This window comes from Idiomarina sp. Sol25 (genome assembly GCF_033052775.1).
GTDB lineage: Bacteria > Pseudomonadota > Gammaproteobacteria > Enterobacterales > Alteromonadaceae > Idiomarina.
Genome location: NZ_JAUPEW010000001.1, coordinates 239,362 through 256,263, shown reverse-complemented (window position 1 = coordinate 256,263; position 16,902 = coordinate 239,362). Strand labels below are relative to the sequence as shown.

Sequence of the window (16,902 nt, the reverse complement as noted above, 5' to 3'; positions counted from 1 at the left end):
TATTCCTCGATTATTCAGTTGCTTCGACGAAATCGTCTGAGTCTTTCGCTTCAACTTGCGCTGTACGTGCTTCTTTTACCGCTTCAGCAGCAGTGTTCAAGTATAATTGAACAGCACGGATTGCGTCATCGTTACCTGGAACAATGTAATCCACACCGTCAGGGTTAGAATTTGTATCCACAACAGAAACAACTGGAATGCCCAGGTTATTTGCTTCTTTAATAGAAATGTGTTCGTGATCAGCGTCGATAACAAACAGAACGTCAGGTAAGCCGCCCATGTTTTTGATACCGCCTAAGCCTTTTTCCAGCTTTTCCATTTCACGAGTATTAACCAAAGCTTCTTTCTTGGTCAGTTTCTCGAAAGTACCGTCCTGGCTCATTGTTTCAAGGTCTTTTAAACGCTTGATTGATTGACGAACTGTTTTCCAGTTAGTCAACATGCCGCCTAACCAACGGTGGTTTACATAGTACTGACCACAGTTAATGGCTGCTTCTTTCACCGCTTCAGCTGCTGCGCGCTTGGTACCAACAAACAGGATTTTACCTTTGTTAGAAGCAACGTGCTGCATGTAGCTCAACGCGTCGTTGAACATAGGCACAGTTTTTTCGAGGTTAATGATATGAATTTTGTTACGAGCACCAAAAATGTAAGGTTTCATTTTTGGGTTCCAGAAACGAGTTTGGTGACCGAAATGGACACCCGCTTTCAGCATGTCACGCATTGACACGTTAGCCATAATATTTTCCTTTTTAGGGGGTTAAGCCTCCATACATCCCATAAGCCGACCTGTTCTTAGACAAGCACCCCGCCTTATGTGTCGATGTATGTGTGGATTATAATTTACATACAAGTGTACTTAGTTGGCATAAGGCCAAAAAAGCGTGCGTTTTATACCATAAAGCCGAGCCCTGCACAACAAAAAACCTTCGCTAACTTCTGCATTGGCCTACCTCAAAGATAGCGAATTTTATCAGTCACTGTTAAACTGTCGGCTTTTCCAGCAGTCATGGACAGGAAGAGAATGACCATCTCAATTAAGACACCCGAAGAAATCGAAAAAATGCGCGCCGCGGGCAAACTCGCCGCCAGTGTGCTTGAAATGATTGGTGATTACGTCAAGCCTGGCGTAACCACGGAAGAACTGGATGATATATGCCATAAGTACATCACGGATCATAACGCTTATCCAGCACCATTAAACTATCACGGCTTCCCTAAGTCGGTATGTACTTCGGTAAACCATTGTGTCTGTCATGGTATTCCCGGCCCGAAAAAACTGAAAGACGGCGATATCATGAACATTGACGTTACCGTTAAACTGGATGGTTACCATGGCGACACCTCGAAAATGTTTATTGTTGGTAAACCTTCAATAATGGCCGAGCGGTTAATTAAGGTAACTCAGGAGTCGCTTTATAAAGCCATAGAAATGGTTAAGCCGGGTATCAAGCTGGGTGACTTTGCTGAAGTTATTCAAAAGCATGCCGAAGGCCATGGCTACTCTATTGTTAGAGAATACTGTGGTCACGGTATTGGTTCTGTCTTCCATGAAGACCCTCAAATTCTGCATTACGGTGAGGCAGGTACAGGCGAAGAGCTAAAAGCCGGTATGTGCTTCACTATTGAACCTATGGTCAATGTAGGTAAGCGCCATACAAAACTGATGAAAGACGGCTGGACCGTACTGACTAAAGACCGCAGCTTAAGTGCACAGTGGGAACATACATTATTGGTTACCGATAACGGTGTTGAAGTACTGACACTGCGCAGTGATGAGCCCGACTTAGCGCGAGTTATCGAGCACAGCTAACGCATTTGCAGGGGGAGCCTATGGCTAACGTTCAACAAGATAAAGACTTTCACGGGCGCTGGCCTGACCGAACCCTGCAACCTTGCCTAAAAGACTACAAAGCGCTTCTGGAAAGTTACCAGAACTGGTCTGCAGCACGTTTTGTCACCGCGGATATCGATGAGCTGATTCATCACCGCGCAACCTTCTTTGACCAGTTAATTAGCCAGTTGTGGCAGCAATTTCAACTAGAGAACGAGCCGGCAACTATCTTAGCTGTGGGTGGCTATGGTCGTGAAACTCTGCACCCCGGGTCAGATATCGACCTGCTCATTTTAGTGGGTCCGGAAAATGCTGAAGCCGAAGCTAAGTTGTCTGAAAAGCTCGGGCAGTTCATTACCTTTTTATGGGACCTACACCTGGATATCGGCCATTCGGTACGTACTATCGAAGACTGCTTCGCTCAGTCAGAAAAGGATATCACAATAGCCACAAACCTTATTGAAAGTCGCTACCTTTCAGGATCTGAGTCGCTTTACAATGAGTTTCATCAACAGTTGTTAAATGACTTTCCCTGGTCAAGCCGGGATTTCTATCAAGCCAAACTTGATGAACAAAAGCAGCGCCACCAACAATACCACAGCACGTCTTATAACCTGGAACCGAACATTAAATCGAGTCCCGGTGGGCTACGTGATATTCAGACCGTAGGCTGGATTGCTAAACGTCATTTCCGTACTCACTCGGATGAAAACCTGGTTGAATACGGTTATATGACAGCCGATGAATTCGTTGAGCTGCGTGACTGCATGAACTGGCTATGGCGCATACGCTTTGCGCTTCATTTAGAGGCAGGTAAACGCGAAGACCGCTTACTCTTTGATTTTCAGCCAGGCGTTGCTGTTCGCCTGGGCTACGGTAATGACGGTAAAGCCTCCGTTGAAACCATGATGAAAGATTACTTTAAAGTGGTTTTACGCGTAAGCGAGCTTAATCAAATGCTTCTGCAGTTTTTTCATCAGGCAATATTAGGAACGCAGGACTTACAACACGCTGAAAATATTAACGATAACTTTGCCGTTGCGAATAAACTGTTAACGGCTCGGCATGATAATGTATTCGATAGTCACTGCAATATTATCCGCGCTTTTGTCTGCATTGCGGAACATCCGCAAATACAGGGCATACACTCGAACACCATACGTTTACTCAGAAATGCCCGAGCTCAACTAAGTGAGCCACTCAGCCATGACCCGGAATGCCGTGACCTATTCAATCAGTTGATTCAGCATCCCAGAGGTTGTGGCTTGTCTTTTGCACTAATGCATCACCACAGTGTGCTGGCAAGCTACTTGTCACAGTGGCAACAAATTGTCGGACAAATGCAGTTTGACCTTTTTCACGCCTACACAGTAGATGAACACACCTTTCGCTTAGTAAGAAACTTGTACCGCTTTAGCGACGACGATTATCAGGATCAGTTTCCGCTGTGCGAAAAGCTGGTTGCGAAAATGGATCGCCGCTATTGCTTGTATTTGGCGGGTATATTCCATGACATAGCTAAAGGTCGCGGCGGCGATCACTCAGAGCTCGGCGAAATGGATGCGCGTAACTTTTGCCACCAACACGGTTACAGTGAAGAAGACGCAGAGCTAGTGGCCTGGCTGGTGCGGCACCATTTAACCATGTCGGTTACCGCGCAAAAGCGGGACATTCATGACCCGGAAGTCATCCAGGAATTTGCTAATCAAGTTTCAACGCTTGAGCGACTAGACTTCCTTTATTGTCTTACGGTGGCAGATATTCGGGCAACGAACCAGTCACTTTGGAACAACTGGAAAGCAACGTTACTGGAAGAGCTTTATAACGCCACCTCCTACTTGCTGGCACAGGACAGTAATAAGCCTACCCTGGATATTCGCCAAAGAATTAATGAAAATAAAGCCAGTGCAATGGCCTTACTGTTAAGCGCAGGCTTCGAAAAAGCGGAAATTCTGGCATTATGGGGACGCTTTACTGCGGATTATTTTTTCCGCCATACGGCAGAGCAAATCAGCTGGCATTCACAGCATATTCTGAACCTGCCAAGCGAGCAACTGCCGCTCATCCTCATTGGAGACGAAAACAACTACGGCACAACTGAGTTGTTTATTTACCATCACGAAGAGGGGCATTTGTTTGCCTCGGTTGCGGGCGTTCTGGACAGCCAGCAACTCAACATTCTGGATGCACAAATTCTGGCTACCCGTGACGGCTTTGTTATGGATACCTTTGTCGTATTGCAACGAGACGGCAAACCGTTAACAGAGCCTCATCGTATTGAAGAGGTAAAACAACAGTTGCTGGATGTCCTGCACAAACGGATACCCGTTCCCAGCACGAAACGGCCTTTATCGCGTCGCATGAAGAACTTTTCGGTGGCAACTGAGGTCACTTTTATACCCAGTAAACATCACGGCCGCACTACCTTTGAACTGGTAACACTGGACAGGCCGGGGCTTATTGCTAAGCTTGCCGCTATTTTGCAGCAACAGAACGTTATCCTGCTGGCGGCGAAAATCACCACCATAGGCGAGCAGGCAGAAGACTTATTTATTGTCACTACCGAGCAGCAAACCGCTCTTAGCGACAAGCAAAAAAAAACATTGAAAGCAAAAATTATCAAAGACCTGGAGTTTTAAATTCTTATCATGGAAAACATAAAACAGCGCATCATTGATGCATTTGAACAACGTGATCAAATCAATGCCCGAACCGAAAACGACGACCTCCGCGAAGCTGTGCGTTACGTTATCGATGAAATTGACCGCGGCGAGTTACGAGTTGCCGAAAAAATTTCCGGTGAATGGGTTGTTCATCAATGGCTTAAGAAAGCGGTTCTTTTGTCATTTCGCTTAAACGACAACGACCTGATTGAAGGCGGAGAAACCCGTTTCTGGGACAAAGTGCCGGCCAAATTTGCCGACTACGACAGTGCCCGTTTCCGTGCTGAGGGCATGCGCGTTGTACCACCCGCTATGGTTCGTAAAGGTGCCTTTATCGGCCGTAACGTTGTCGTAATGCCATCGTACGTTAATATTGGTGCTTACGTTGGTGAAGGCACTATGGTGGATACCTGGGCTACCGTTGGTTCCTGTGCGCAAATTGGAAAAAATGTTCACTTGTCCGGCGGTGTTGGTATCGGTGGGGTTTTAGAACCATTGCAGGCTAACCCAACGATTATTGAAGATAACTGCTTCATTGGTGCGCGCTCTGAGATCGTTGAAGGCGTTATTGTCGAAGAAGGTGCGGTAATTTCCATGGGCGTTTATATTGGCCAGAGCACTCGCATTTATGACCGGGAAAACGACCGAATTCTGTATGGTCGCGTCCCTTCGGGTTCCGTTGTTGTGCCCGGCTCGCTGCCTTCCGCAAGTGGCACTCACAGCCTTTACGCTGCTATCATTGTCAAAGTGGTTGATGCGAAAACTCGTGCCAAAGTGGGTATCAATGCCCTGCTACGCAGCGCGGAATAACGTTTACTTAAGAAATGGCTGGTGAAACTCATCCGGCAGTGGTATTTCCAGGTTTACAGATTCACCACTGACCGGGTGTTTAAAACTCAACCCTGTCGCTGCCAGCAGTAAACGGTGGCAATTAAAGTGCTCGCGAAAAAAGTTATTATGCCGTCCCTCACCATGGTTAGTATCACCGACAATGGGATGCCGAATGTGTGCCATGTGCCGGCGTAATTGATGCTTGCGACCCGTTTCCGGTTGCATCTGAACCAGTGAGTAACGCGTGGTGTCATGTTTTTTGCTGACTTTATAAGGCAGCTCAATCTGCTTTAAACACTGATAATGCGTCACCGCAGGTTGCTTATCTTTATCCGGATCCGCGTCTTTATCAGCAAGCTTATCCAATTCTTCTTTCAAGGCGTAATCAATAGTGCCGCTTTCTGATACGTAGCCTCTGACCACAGCATGGTAAGTTTTTCTCACTTCGCGCGCGATTAATTGCTCCGTCATAGTACGGGCAACATCGCTGTTTAAGCCAAAAACCAACAAACCGGATGTCGGGCGATCTAGACGATGAACAGGGTAAACGTGGCAGCCAAGTTGATTGCGCAGCATCTGCATTGCAAACTCACGGGCACCGCTTGCTATACGGCTTCTGTGAACCAATAAACCGCTGGGCTTATTAATAACGGCAAGATGCTTATCCAGGTAAACAAGGTCTAACTGACTCACTGTCAGACATCTTCCTGCAAGGGGTCAGTTCCGCTGAGCAACACATCAAATTCACGTATCAGTGCAATGAGTTGTTCGTATTGTTCCAGCTCGCTGCGGTAGATATGCGCAGCCATTGGGCTAACGGCAATCCCCTCAGGCAAAGGGCGCTTGCTATCCACTAACGCCCACATTCGGGGAAGCATAATAAACTGCAACCACTGATGAAATTCCAGCGTGTCGACAGCAAATGGCTGCTGACTCTCCAACGCCTGCACCGGCGGGTGCTGAGACTGCCATAAGCCAAGACTGTTTAGTTCACGCTCTATTCTGTCCAGCAATCGAGCGGCTTTCTGATATTGCTCCATATCAGACTCCGTTACCACATAATTGTATAAACCGATATAATGGCGCCATAGTGATTTAATACGCCTTAAAATTCAAGCAAAAAGGGAGCGCCTGTGTCAGCACCGACCATAACTACCTTGGGTGAGTTTTTGCAAGCCGGCCAAGCCGAATACAAAATTTTTGATATAGGCAGATGCCTGACAGAGCTGTCTCAAGAAGAGTTTGCAGCCATTGAGCAACAGCAACGTCCATACCCCTACCCCATAGCGCGGCAGGCTCAATTGGCAATACTGTTCCAGCATAAACAACGTGACCAACAGCCTTTTATTTGGTTTCTGCAATTTCCGCTGGACGAGCGGGGTCTTTTAAATATAGCCGCGCGTAATCAATACCTGGAGTATGTGGTTAATTCATTAGGCCACGAAATTACCGGAGAAATGACCGAGGAGCAGCAAAATCAGCTGCAACAAAACCCGTATTTATTAACGCCGAATGAGCAACAGCGCGCGGCTTTGCATGCCCGGGTTCAGCGCCAGCAAAAATTATCGCCGTCCATACATTTTGAAACGGCGGAAGCGTATTTGAGGCAACCTGAAAGCGGTATAGATTGGCAAAAAGTAGGCTTGCAAGGGTTACACGACTGCGCAGCCCGGTTAGAGCAACTGCCGGAACTGAGCAAAGCCATAGCAACGCATTTTTCTCATTACCCAAGTGCTGTACGCCAGCCGTTGGCCGTTGCGCTTGAGCAACAAAGCCTGACTCCACCGGTAAGAGACGCTCTTCTGCAGAACCTCGAGAGCAGTAATGCTCAACTGTGCACTGACAGTTTGCGCGCGCTGGCCTCCGCTTCAGCTCATCCTCGGGTACAAAAAGCAATAAACAAACTGGTTCCAAATGCCAATGCCGATCAGCTCGTTGTTATTGCTGCTCGTTTATGGCCGGTGCTTTGCGAAGAACCAAATTTGTTGCGCTACTTAGACGCCATAGCAGCGCTCGATAATTCGCTGTTTGATGCCTTATTCCAGGACATTATTGCCCTGCCAGATATACGCCCGTTACTGTTGGCCATTATTGCCCAACAAAAACAGTCTGCGGCAGTTAATGAAGCATTAAATCGATTAAAACAACAGACACAGGGAAGCTAATGAATTTACTCGATGTCATTGTTTTACTGGCGCTGGCAACGGCAATATGGGTTTTCTGGCAACACCGGCAACAGTCGGAAAGCGCTCAAAAACATGCGCTGTTTTATTGCAAGCAGCAAAGGCTTCAGTTTTTAGATATTCGTCGCGAGGACACGCGTTGGTCGTTTAAGGGCAGCCAGCCAGGCTGGCGTAGTACCTTCAAAATGGGCTTTAGCAGCGACGGCGAAACTCGTTATGAAGGCGACTTAACCCTTCATAACCAGCGTTTGGTCGGCGTTGAATTACCGCCGTTTCGTATTCCCGCGCAATAGTTTAACTAGGCTGCCGTTGGTAAAACAGGACTTCACCGGGCAGCTTTTCGACTTCTATTTGCGCCTGAATACGATAGCCGCGCTTTTTAAAGAAAGCCTGATAATCCGAACGAGTGACGTAAACGGCTATCCCTTGTGATTCCGGATCTTCTTCAAAAACCGCTTTGGCAGCTTCAACAAGTAAGTGCCCCAAGCCCTGCGACTGATATTGGGGTGCTACCGCAATAAATGCCAGCATATGATAAGGCACATCCGGCATCGCTTCCTGAATTAAGCGTTCTTTTTCAAGCACCTGTTTAGTACTCAAAAAACCAGCCGTGAGCAACATGCTTATCCGCCAGTGCCAGAAACGCCCGGGACCAAAGCTTTTACCAGGACGGGTAAGACACGCAACACCTAATAATGTGCCGCCATCTCTAATACCAATAATAGGTTGCCCGCTTTCCCAGAAAGCGTTCAGGTCTTCCCGAATAGCGGCCCTTAAACGTTTATCGTAGTCAGGCTTGTCGAACCGGAAAATCTTTTGCAACAACTCGTCATCGTAATAAGTCTTGAATAAAAGAGAGGCTGCTAGCTTCAGATCTTCAGCTACAAGGTAAACCAGTTCACCCTGAACATGCTCACGGCTGTTCTCACCTGCGTCATCAATTTCGCTTTCCGTTTTTTCTGTCAAACCCTGCATAGTAAATGGCCAATCGTTAGTTTTTATAACACCAACTTAACCATTTTTCAGAATTCTGTCGAGACCCATTTACCCGCTATTAAAGCAAGACTGTCATCAAGAGTTGTTATCAGCTTTAACTTGAGGCTGACAATTCTCAAGCCAGTCAGCCAGAGAGTCAGACAGAACTTCGTGTTGTTCCTTACCTACCCATTCAAGTCCAACCGCACCACTTTGGTTATCTATGGTTACCAACAAGCTGTCATCCTCGCTACCTAAACCAATAAAGATCGTTTCAGGCTGTTTCAAACGACGCTTCATTAAAATGTGACCAGTAATATTCTCTAATAAGCGCTCACCGTCTTCTGCACTCTGCGTCTGTAGCAAGCTAACTGGATGGCCCTGGTAGTCAAGCGCAAGGTCTCCCGCGTACCAGCGGCCAAACAAAGCTTTAATACTTCCATGAAAATTCGTTTCCAGAGCACTCTCAAGATCATCAAAGTTTAGCGCTTCAGGTTGCCGGCATGGCGTCCATTCAACCGTATTCTCGTCAATAACAGTTCCATAAATTGGACTCTTCCACTCTTCTACATACTCTGTATAGCGCACAGGAACATTTTCCTGATAGCGCATCATTAGTGCATCGATTGATTCTTCTAGCGTCTTCATCTGGTACTTACACCTAAGAAAATTTACAATACAGCCATTGTACTTACGGAGCGACTTAAATGCCAAAGAAGGACGCACTAGACCACTTATCTCTGGGGCAGCACACCGACTGCCCGAATGAATATGACCCAAAACAGCTGCAACCAGTCCCCCGCTCACTGAATCGGGAACCTATAGGGCTTAAAGACGAGCTACCTTTTTCGGGTGTGGATTTATGGACCGGTTATGAAATTTCGTGGCTAAACGCAAACGGACTGCCACAGGTTGCGGTAGGTTATTTTACCGTGCCTGCCAAGAGCCCTAATCTGGTCGAATCCAAGTCATTTAAGCTTTATTTAAACAGCTTCAATGACTCGCGTTTTAACACTTGGGAGCAGGTGCAACAACTGATGGAAACCGACCTGTCCGCTTGTGCCGGTGCGTCGGTTAACGTCAAGCTGAGACAGTTGTCTGAGTTGGAAGGCGAGTCTGTGGCAACCTTTCCGGGTCACTGTATCGACCATCAGAATATTCGTATTTCGCAGTACGACTATCAGCCGTCACTGCTTGCTACAGAGCAAAATGAAACAGAAGAAGAGCTACACAGTCATCTGTTAAAATCGAACTGTCTGATAACCAATCAACCCGACTGGGGTTCGGTTTACATTCATTATCAGGGGCCGAAGTTGGATCGCGCTGCGCTGCTCGCTTATCTGGTGTCATTCAGACGCCATAACGAATTCCACGAGCAATGCGTTGAGCGCATTTATCAGGACTTGAAAGCACTGGGAATGAAGAAGTTGACGGTTTATGCCCGTTACACACGTCGTGGCGGTCTGGACATAAATCCGTTTCGTTCAGACTTCGAGCCAGCGCTGCAAATGCAACGCATGGCCCGACAATAAGGGATTAAGCGTTAGGGTGCGGAATTTGTAACCATTGCAGGAAACGAGCTTTCTGTTCAGCAGTAGGCTCGTCTAATGGTTCTATTTTCGCGTCAGTTTCAGGAGTTGGTTGCACCGTTAAGGTTTTCTTGTGCAACTGGTCGCGACGGAAAAATGTCACTTCAATAGAATCACCCGCTCTATATTCATCAAAAGCTTCTTTAAAGCGACCATCAACTACGGTGTGTCCGTCGTAAGCAACAATGACATCACCCGGCGTAAAGCCGGCTTCCCAGGCGGGGCTGCCTTTGCTAACTCTGGTCAATTCCATACCGCCACTGGCTTCACTGGCACTCCAGCCAGCCCAGACTTTCTCAGCTTCGCGTTCGTCCTGCTCTTCATCCTTGTCCTGATCATAAACCAGCTTTAAACCCACCTGCTCCAGCATACTCTCGAACGGAATATCTGCGGCCGGAGTTTCAACATTGTCTTGCCACCAGTCCTGCCAGGATTCACCCGTTAAGTCTTTCAAAATAGTTAGCACATCGGCTGAAGTGAAGCCCTGCTCGTCGGCATCAAAGCGCTGATACAACTCATTATGCACGTCGCGATAGCTAACTTCTCCATCAGTTTTTTTCAACAGTTCGCTGTCCAGCAGCCAGGAAACCAGAGCACCTTCCGAGTATATATTCACAGAATCGTTGTGCGCGCGGTCGCCATATTGATCAATCCACGCCTCAAAAGAGGCTTCAGCCACTGACATAACATCTCGGCCTGGTTTTGATCGATAGCGGTCAATGCTGGTTGCTACTCGTTCGAAATACTCAGACGGCTTCATAATTTCTGCCTGTAATAACAAATGATTCTGGAAGTAGCTGGTTGAACCTTCAGCAATCCAGAATAAATCAGTGTAGTTTTCTTTTTGATAATCGTATGGAACCAGTCCGTCCGGGCGATAAGCTTTCACGTTCCAGGTATGCACAAACTCATGTGACGCTGTCGACATAAACGACAGGTAATCGTCACGACTAGCAAAGCTGTATCTTGGGCGCTGGATAATCGTCGAGTTTTTGTGTTCAGTCGCACCACCTGCGCCAGTTGTCGCGTGGACCATAAAAACATAACGCTCATATGGGTAGCTGCTCCAAATCGAGTCACCGGTAGCCACCAGCTTTTGTAAGTCTTCGACCGTTTTCTCAGCGTCGTAGTTACCCTCTCCCCAGAATACGACTTCATAATCGCGATCATCCTGAGTGAACTCATAGTGTTTGTTAATGCCCGTTTCTATGGGCGAGTCAACTAACACATCCCAACTTTCGGCCGAGAACTGGTGTGCACCGTCTCTGTCCATACCGGAGTAACTCTTCCACTCATCCGGAACATCCAGAGACACTGACACCGGTTTATCGCGCCAGGCGTCTGCATACATAAATACAGCGGATGCATCTAAGTAAGCATGGCTGTCGTCGATATGGCGGCTACGGCGCCCGAGCTGATTCGCGTAAATTTCGTAATCGACGGTTACTTCACCACTGTCTTCAGGTAAATATACGCGCCAGGTGCTTTTATCGACCTTTTCCCAGCGAAGTTCTTCCCCGTTGCTCTGAGCATCAAAATCCCGAACCCCATTAGCCAGATTCAAAATGCGATAATATCCGGTTCTCCAGGCTGGCATTTTTACATCCAGAAACTTAGTATCACTGGCTGGAAAGGTTATAGACACTTCGCCTTTGTGGTGCTCAGGTTGTGTTAAATCAATTTTATAATTGGTATTTGCCAATACAATGGAAGGTGCCAACATAACACCAACAGCTAATAAGCTCTTGCGCACAGTTTATCTCCGTTAGTTTCGCTTTATTTGTTAGTTAACTTGTTTAAAGACTACCACAATCCACCGATAGAAAATAAATTCAGATAGGTTAGACTTTATGACATTATTTTTCGTATTATGCGTATTGACTTCAACATTTGGTAGGTGAGCATTGGCATTACCAGAAACACCACAAGAGCAGGTTCAGCACCTTAGCAAGAAACTGCGACAGAGCATCCAGTCGCGTAAGCAGATAGAAGACGATTATCTGCGCGACTCGCAACGTTACTCAAACTTTGTGAACGATCTTTGTCTGGCATTAAATGGTGTTGATAGTGAGTTAGACGGTTTACTGCATAAATTACGAGGTCATCTGCAGCAAAATGCGTCCGCTGCGGTTATAGAGCCCATAATGCAACAAGTGGGTGAGGTGATTTCTCAGCATACTGTTCGTATGCAAACGCTGCTAAAAAAAACCAACGAAAGTATTCACCTGGCATTACAGTCTATTAAGCCACGCGATAGCAGTGGCAGAAGCCAACTACAAAAAATAGCAAATGAATTCGAGCAACCAACAATGACGGTTTCTCATTATTTGCCATTAGTAAACCAATTGCTGACACTTTCCTACCAGCAGCAAGGTACTCAGACAGAAACGCAAGTAACCCAATATCAAAGTCAATTGCTTGATTTACTAAGTGAGGTCGAGTTTCTTGGAAGCGCCGCTGATACTTTGCAGCAAGTAAGGGTAGCTTTACAAAAGCCGCAAACCAGCGAAACCTTGTTAGCTATCACATTAAAAGTTATGCGGCTGGTATTTAACAATATTAACGATGAACGCCGCTCAGCACAGCTGTTCCTGCAACAATTAAATGCTTCATTAGAATCTGTCCAGAGTGTATTAGGTAAAACCATAAATCACTCTGCTGACTTTGCTGACCAACGACTGCATCTGAACCAACAACTAAAAAGTGGCGTTTCCGAGATAAAAGCTTGCGTCACTGACGCGTATGAATTGAACGATTTAAAAGAGTCGGTCGGCTTGCAGTTGCACCGTTTAGGTGAAACTTTGAATCGACACCTCAAGTTACATGACGAAGAGCGTCAAAGTTTCCATAGCAACACGCAAGCCATGGAGCAGAAACTCCGTGAAACCGAAGAACAGGTTTTACATTACAAGCAGGAGCTGGCTAAACAAAAGTTCCGCAGCTTACAGGACAATCTGACCAAGTTGCCGAACCGCTCTGCTTTTGATGAGCGTTTAAACCTGGAATTCCAACGCTGGAAAAACGGTGAAACGCCACTCAGCATAGCCATTATCGACGTTGATCATTTTAAGAATATTAACGATAGCTTTGGCCATATTGCCGGCGACAAGACCTTACAAGTTATCGCAGGTACTCTCAGCAAATCGCTACGAGAATCAGCCTTTGTTTGTCGCTATGGTGGCGAAGAGTTTGCTATCATATTCTGTTCTGACGGACAAAGTGCCTGTCAACATATAGAGAATACTCGGGAGAAAGTGGCTAATATCCCGTTTAGATTTAAAACCGACGATATACGCATTACTATTTCCGCAGGAATAGCTGAATTTAAGTACAATGAAGATATACCACTGGCGGTTTTTGAAAGAGCCGATAAGGCGCTCTATGAAGCAAAAAACAGCGGGCGCAACAAAGTCATCACAGCAAAATAAAGAGCAAATCTGATGGGCACCGCCGGTACAAGAATGACCCCGAGTCATCGTTATTACAGGAGTATGAAAAAATAATGAGAGCAAGTATTTCTCCAAGAGGCAGCATGTCTCTTTTGTCACAACTGGAAATAGAACGTTTAAAGCAATCCTCAAACAGCCAACTCTATAAATTATTTCGCAATTGCTGTCTCGCGGTTTTAAATGCCGGAAGCAATACCGATAGCAGCGCTGAAATTTACGATAAATATGAAGACTTCGCCGTTAATATTATCCGCAAAGAGCGCGGTATAAAAATTGAATTGATTGAGCCGCCGGCTGAAGCTTTTGTTGATGGCGAACTGATTGTCGGCATTCGCGAATTACTGGAATCCGTATTGCGCGACATTCTCTTTACCGGAGAACGTTACTCAGAAGAAGAACTGAAAGACGCTGACAGTGCCACCCTAACCCACGTGGTGTTCGACATTTTACGTAACGCCCGTACTATTCAGGCCATGCAAGAGCCCGATATGGTGGTTTGCTGGGGCGGTCACTCAATTAACGAAGCTGAGTACAAATACACTAAAGAAGTGGGTTATCAGTTGGGCTTGCGTGGCTTAAATATCTGTACCGGATGTGGCCCGGGTGCAATGAAAGGCCCTATGAAAGGCGCGACTATTGGTCATGCTAAACAGCGTATTAGTGGTGGTCGCTACTTAGGTCTTACTGAGCCTGGCATTATTGCTGCCGAGCCACCTAACCCTATTGTTAACGAACTGGTTATTTTGCCCGATATTGAAAAACGCCTGGAAGCTTTCGTTCGCTGTGCGCACGGTATTGTTATTTTCCCGGGTGGCGCTGGCACCGCTGAAGAGCTGTTGTATCTTCTTGGCATACTGATGCACCCGAAAAACCAACAACAAAGCTTACCGGTTATATTGACAGGCCCTGAGGCGTCTAAAGATTACTTTGATGCGCTGGACACCTTTATTGTTGAAACTCTGGGTGAAGAGGCTCGAGGCTTTTACCGTATTATTATTGCTGACCCCTCAGGTGTTGCACAGCACATGCACGCCGGCATGGCCGCAGTAAAACAATACCGCCGTGATTCTGGTGACGCTTACTACTTTAACTGGACCTTATTTATTGATGAAAACTTCCAGCGGCCGTTCTACCCGACTCACGAAAATGTTGCGTCACTGAACCTGCACCCGGAACAGCCTAAAGAAGAGCTAGCAGCCGACTTACGACGTGCGTTTTCAGCTATTGTAGCCGGGAACGTGAAAGATGGTGGCATTCGTCAAATTCGGGAAAAAGGCGTATTTACCATTCACGGTGAAAAAGAGTTAATGAAACGACTGGACGTATTGTTAAGAGCATTCGTCGAACAAGGACGTATGAAATTGCCAGGTTCGGTGTATCATCCTTGTTATAAGGTTGTTACTGACTGAAGGATTTATGAAAAATAAAGTCTTTGTCATACTCGCCATTGGCGCTGTTTCTTATCTAGCCATAGTAGGAGCAGTGCTGATGCTTTATCAGGCTGATCCTGCTGATTTACAGTGGCAGGAACGAGAGACCTATAACGCCAGACAAATTGGCCAGTTGGATCTCGGTATGTCCAAAGACAGTGTTATTCGTATTTTAGGCTCACCCGATATCAACGAAGCAAAAGCCTCATCTGAAGGTGACATGCAAGTTCTGTTTTATCGAACTCATCACGTGACTTCTGACGGAATAACGACTAAAGATGAATGTACCCCTTTGGTTTTTCGCGATAATAAGCTTATCGCCTGGGGCAACGACTCTTATCGTGACTATCAGAATTATCAGAGGCGAGAATGAGAGAGCTGACCGAGTGTTGTGAAAAAGCGGCAAGTTTACTGAAACAACACGACGTTCGTCAGCTTTATCGTCTGGTTCAGTTTATTGATGAAGAATATCAGCAAAACCGCTGGCCTGAACTGCTTCCCCTTTACGCTCAGCAATACGCTCCTGCGGATAATCAGATAATAAGTGAGTTACTCGCGGTTTGTGTGAACGCGCTGCATTGCGGTTATCAATGGTCTTTGCACTCACATTATCGCCGAATTCTGGCCGCTGCTTGTGTCAGTGAAAAGCTTAATCCAGACCCTGCCCACTGGAAGCAGCTGCATTTAAGACAGCCGCTGTGGCTCTCTGCTTTAGAGCCTTTAACGCTAAAATCTGCTGACATTGTCGTTTTTCGCTATTGGGTTAACGCCTTAACTCAGGTTCAGCTGCAACGCTGTGAGCCTACTCAAGCTTTTTTCCCCTTATTGAACAGTGAATTCCGCTATCGCTTTTGGGCGCTGTTAAATCAGCAGGATACACTTCCTTTAAGACTCACGGGTCAGAAGTTTTCACATCATAAGAACCAGCAGACCGCAGTACTTTTAGGTTTTGAAGGAAAACATCAGATTCTGGCTCTTATACATAAGCTGGACAGCCCATTTTATGTCAGCCCGGACGAGACACAAAATTGGGACGTTAACGACAAACCTCTGACTCAGGAACAGGTGAACGCTCTGGCTCAGCACCGATTGCTAAAGCACAAGCCAAAAAGTGCAACACAACAAACGCCCAGGAAACTGTTACAGGCAATAAACCGTTACGCCAATGCCAGTGGCGCCTTAAACGCAGTAATTCAGCAAATTAACCAACTGCCTTTTTTAGCCAGCAGCCTCCATGCTGCCGTGCATCAGAGCGAACGCATTGGCTACAGCGAAGCCAGCCGTATGGACTTAAAGCAGTCTTATTTATGGTTAGGCTCTAAACGAGCTTCAGTTATTCTTGCTACTGCTTTTTTGCAGCATCAGTTTTCATTAAATACCATTCCTCAGCATAACGCATTGATGCAAAAGCTCGGCTTACTGACCACAACGCTACAGCACTTATCAACAGAAACCGGCGTTAGCCTGCCAACCCCGGCACCACTGCTTGCTCTGCTTTCAGGCTCCGATCTTTTTCGTCACCCAGAGCTGCTTAAATCGGCAAGGTGGCCCCGTCCGCGAGAAATAGAGCATTGCTACAGTACAAGTTGGGTAGGCTCTGCACTGGATATCAGTGACTTTCGTCGCAGTCGACAATTAGTTAAGCGTTGGCAATTGCCGGCCGCCACTGAAAATTTATTGGATCCCGATAAGAGTGAAGACAATGAACTCAATGCTTTGTTTTTCTTAGCCAATTATTTGACCATAAGTACCTATTACCCCAATGTGTTATTAAGCGACTCGGTCAAATCACTGCTAAAGTCTTATTGTCAGCAACTTCAAGTAAACGGTGAGCAACTGACCCGAATTAAAGCTAAATCAGCTTTTGAAAGTCACTGTTACTCACCGTTATAACCTACATTTACTGGCTGAATAATGCTTTGCTAGTCAGTATTAACGCCGCAATGGT

General features: G+C 46.4%; 16 protein-coding genes. 10 read left to right on the top strand and 6 right to left on the bottom strand.

What is annotated here, in order from left to right:
- Positions 1–10: 10 nt before the first annotated feature.
- Positions 11–739, bottom strand: coding sequence for a 30S ribosomal protein S2 (gene rpsB, locus Q5L94_RS01205; protein ID WP_011234096.1), 729 nt, complete (start codon positions 737–739; stop codon positions 11–13).
- A gap of 285 nt (positions 740–1,024) precedes the next feature.
- Here rpsB and map point away from each other — a divergent pair, with 285 nt between their 5' ends.
- The 3 genes from map to dapD are packed head-to-tail and all read left to right on the top strand — an operon-like array spanning position 1,025 to position 5,307.
- A complete protein-coding gene (gene map / locus Q5L94_RS01200; RefSeq protein WP_317496677.1) occupies positions 1,025–1,813 on the top strand; it encodes a type I methionyl aminopeptidase in 789 nt (262 codons plus the stop codon).
- A gap of 20 nt (positions 1,814–1,833) precedes the next feature.
- A complete protein-coding gene (glnD, locus tag Q5L94_RS01195; protein ID WP_317496676.1) occupies positions 1,834–4,473 on the top strand; it encodes a [protein-PII] uridylyltransferase in 2,640 nt (879 codons plus the stop codon).
- Positions 4,474–4,482: 9 nt separating this feature from the next.
- Positions 4,483–5,307, top strand: coding sequence for a 2,3,4,5-tetrahydropyridine-2,6-dicarboxylate N-succinyltransferase (gene dapD / locus Q5L94_RS01190; RefSeq protein ID WP_317496675.1), 825 nt, complete (start codon positions 4,483–4,485; stop codon positions 5,305–5,307).
- Positions 5,308–5,310: 3 nt separating this feature from the next.
- Here the strand turns inward: dapD and truC are convergent, their stop codons facing one another.
- Positions 5,311–6,021: a tRNA pseudouridine(65) synthase TruC gene (truC, locus tag Q5L94_RS01185; protein ID WP_317496674.1), complete on the bottom strand. Its 711-nt coding sequence runs from the start codon at positions 6,019–6,021 to the stop codon at positions 5,311–5,313.
- Between the two features lie 2 nt (positions 6,022–6,023).
- On the bottom strand, positions 6,024–6,368 hold the full coding sequence (locus Q5L94_RS01180; protein ID WP_317496673.1) for a YqcC family protein: 345 nt from the start codon (positions 6,366–6,368) through the stop codon (positions 6,024–6,026).
- Positions 6,369–6,461: 93 nt separating this feature from the next.
- Between Q5L94_RS01180 and Q5L94_RS01175 the strand changes: the two genes are divergently transcribed.
- Complete coding sequence (locus tag Q5L94_RS01175) at positions 6,462–7,493, top strand: DUF3549 family protein (RefSeq protein ID WP_317496672.1); 1,032 nt, start codon at positions 6,462–6,464, stop codon at positions 7,491–7,493.
- Positions 7,493–7,804 carry a DUF3301 domain-containing protein gene (locus tag Q5L94_RS01170; protein ID WP_317496671.1) on the top strand — a complete coding sequence of 104 codons (312 nt, stop codon included), beginning with the start codon at positions 7,493–7,495 and terminating at the stop codon, positions 7,802–7,804. Before Q5L94_RS01175 ends, Q5L94_RS01170 begins: the two co-directional genes overlap by 1 nt.
- 1 nt (position 7,805) lies before the next feature.
- On the opposite strand, the gene Q5L94_RS01165 is transcribed toward Q5L94_RS01170, so the two are convergent.
- Positions 7,806–8,486 (bottom strand): GNAT family N-acetyltransferase, encoded by a 681-nt coding sequence (locus tag Q5L94_RS01165; protein ID WP_317496670.1) that lies wholly within the window; start codon positions 8,484–8,486, stop codon positions 7,806–7,808.
- A 96-nt stretch (positions 8,487–8,582) separates the two neighbouring features.
- Positions 8,583–9,134: a SecY-interacting protein gene (syd, locus tag Q5L94_RS01160; RefSeq protein ID WP_317496669.1), complete on the bottom strand. Its 552-nt coding sequence runs from the start codon at positions 9,132–9,134 to the stop codon at positions 8,583–8,585.
- A gap of 59 nt (positions 9,135–9,193) precedes the next feature.
- Here syd and queF point away from each other — a divergent pair, with 59 nt between their 5' ends.
- Positions 9,194–10,018, top strand: coding sequence for an NADPH-dependent 7-cyano-7-deazaguanine reductase QueF (gene queF / locus Q5L94_RS01155; protein WP_317496668.1), 825 nt, complete (start codon positions 9,194–9,196; stop codon positions 10,016–10,018).
- Positions 10,019–10,022: 4 nt separating this feature from the next.
- On the opposite strand, the gene Q5L94_RS01150 is transcribed toward queF, so the two are convergent.
- Positions 10,023–11,828: a M61 family metallopeptidase gene (locus Q5L94_RS01150; RefSeq protein ID WP_317496667.1), complete on the bottom strand. Its 1,806-nt coding sequence runs from the start codon at positions 11,826–11,828 to the stop codon at positions 10,023–10,025.
- Positions 11,829–11,979: 151 nt separating this feature from the next.
- Here Q5L94_RS01150 and Q5L94_RS01145 point away from each other — a divergent pair, with 151 nt between their 5' ends.
- The 4 genes from Q5L94_RS01145 to Q5L94_RS01130 all read left to right on the top strand — a co-directional run bounded on the left by Q5L94_RS01145 (position 11,980) and on the right by Q5L94_RS01130 (position 16,847).
- Positions 11,980–13,503: a GGDEF domain-containing protein gene (locus Q5L94_RS01145; RefSeq protein WP_317496666.1), complete on the top strand. Its 1,524-nt coding sequence runs from the start codon at positions 11,980–11,982 to the stop codon at positions 13,501–13,503.
- A gap of 74 nt (positions 13,504–13,577) precedes the next feature.
- Positions 13,578–14,933: a nucleotide 5'-monophosphate nucleosidase PpnN gene (ppnN, locus tag Q5L94_RS01140; protein ID WP_317496665.1), complete on the top strand. Its 1,356-nt coding sequence runs from the start codon at positions 13,578–13,580 to the stop codon at positions 14,931–14,933.
- A gap of 7 nt (positions 14,934–14,940) precedes the next feature.
- On the top strand, positions 14,941–15,327 hold the full coding sequence (locus Q5L94_RS01135) for a DUF3192 domain-containing protein (protein ID WP_034820394.1): 387 nt from the start codon (positions 14,941–14,943) through the stop codon (positions 15,325–15,327).
- The gene (locus Q5L94_RS01130) at positions 15,324–16,847 is read left to right on the top strand and encodes a hypothetical protein (protein WP_317496664.1); all 1,524 of its coding nucleotides are present in this window, start codon (positions 15,324–15,326) and stop codon (positions 16,845–16,847) included. The genes Q5L94_RS01135 and Q5L94_RS01130 overlap by 4 nt, the downstream gene beginning before the upstream one ends.
- Positions 16,848–16,902 lie beyond the last annotated feature (55 nt).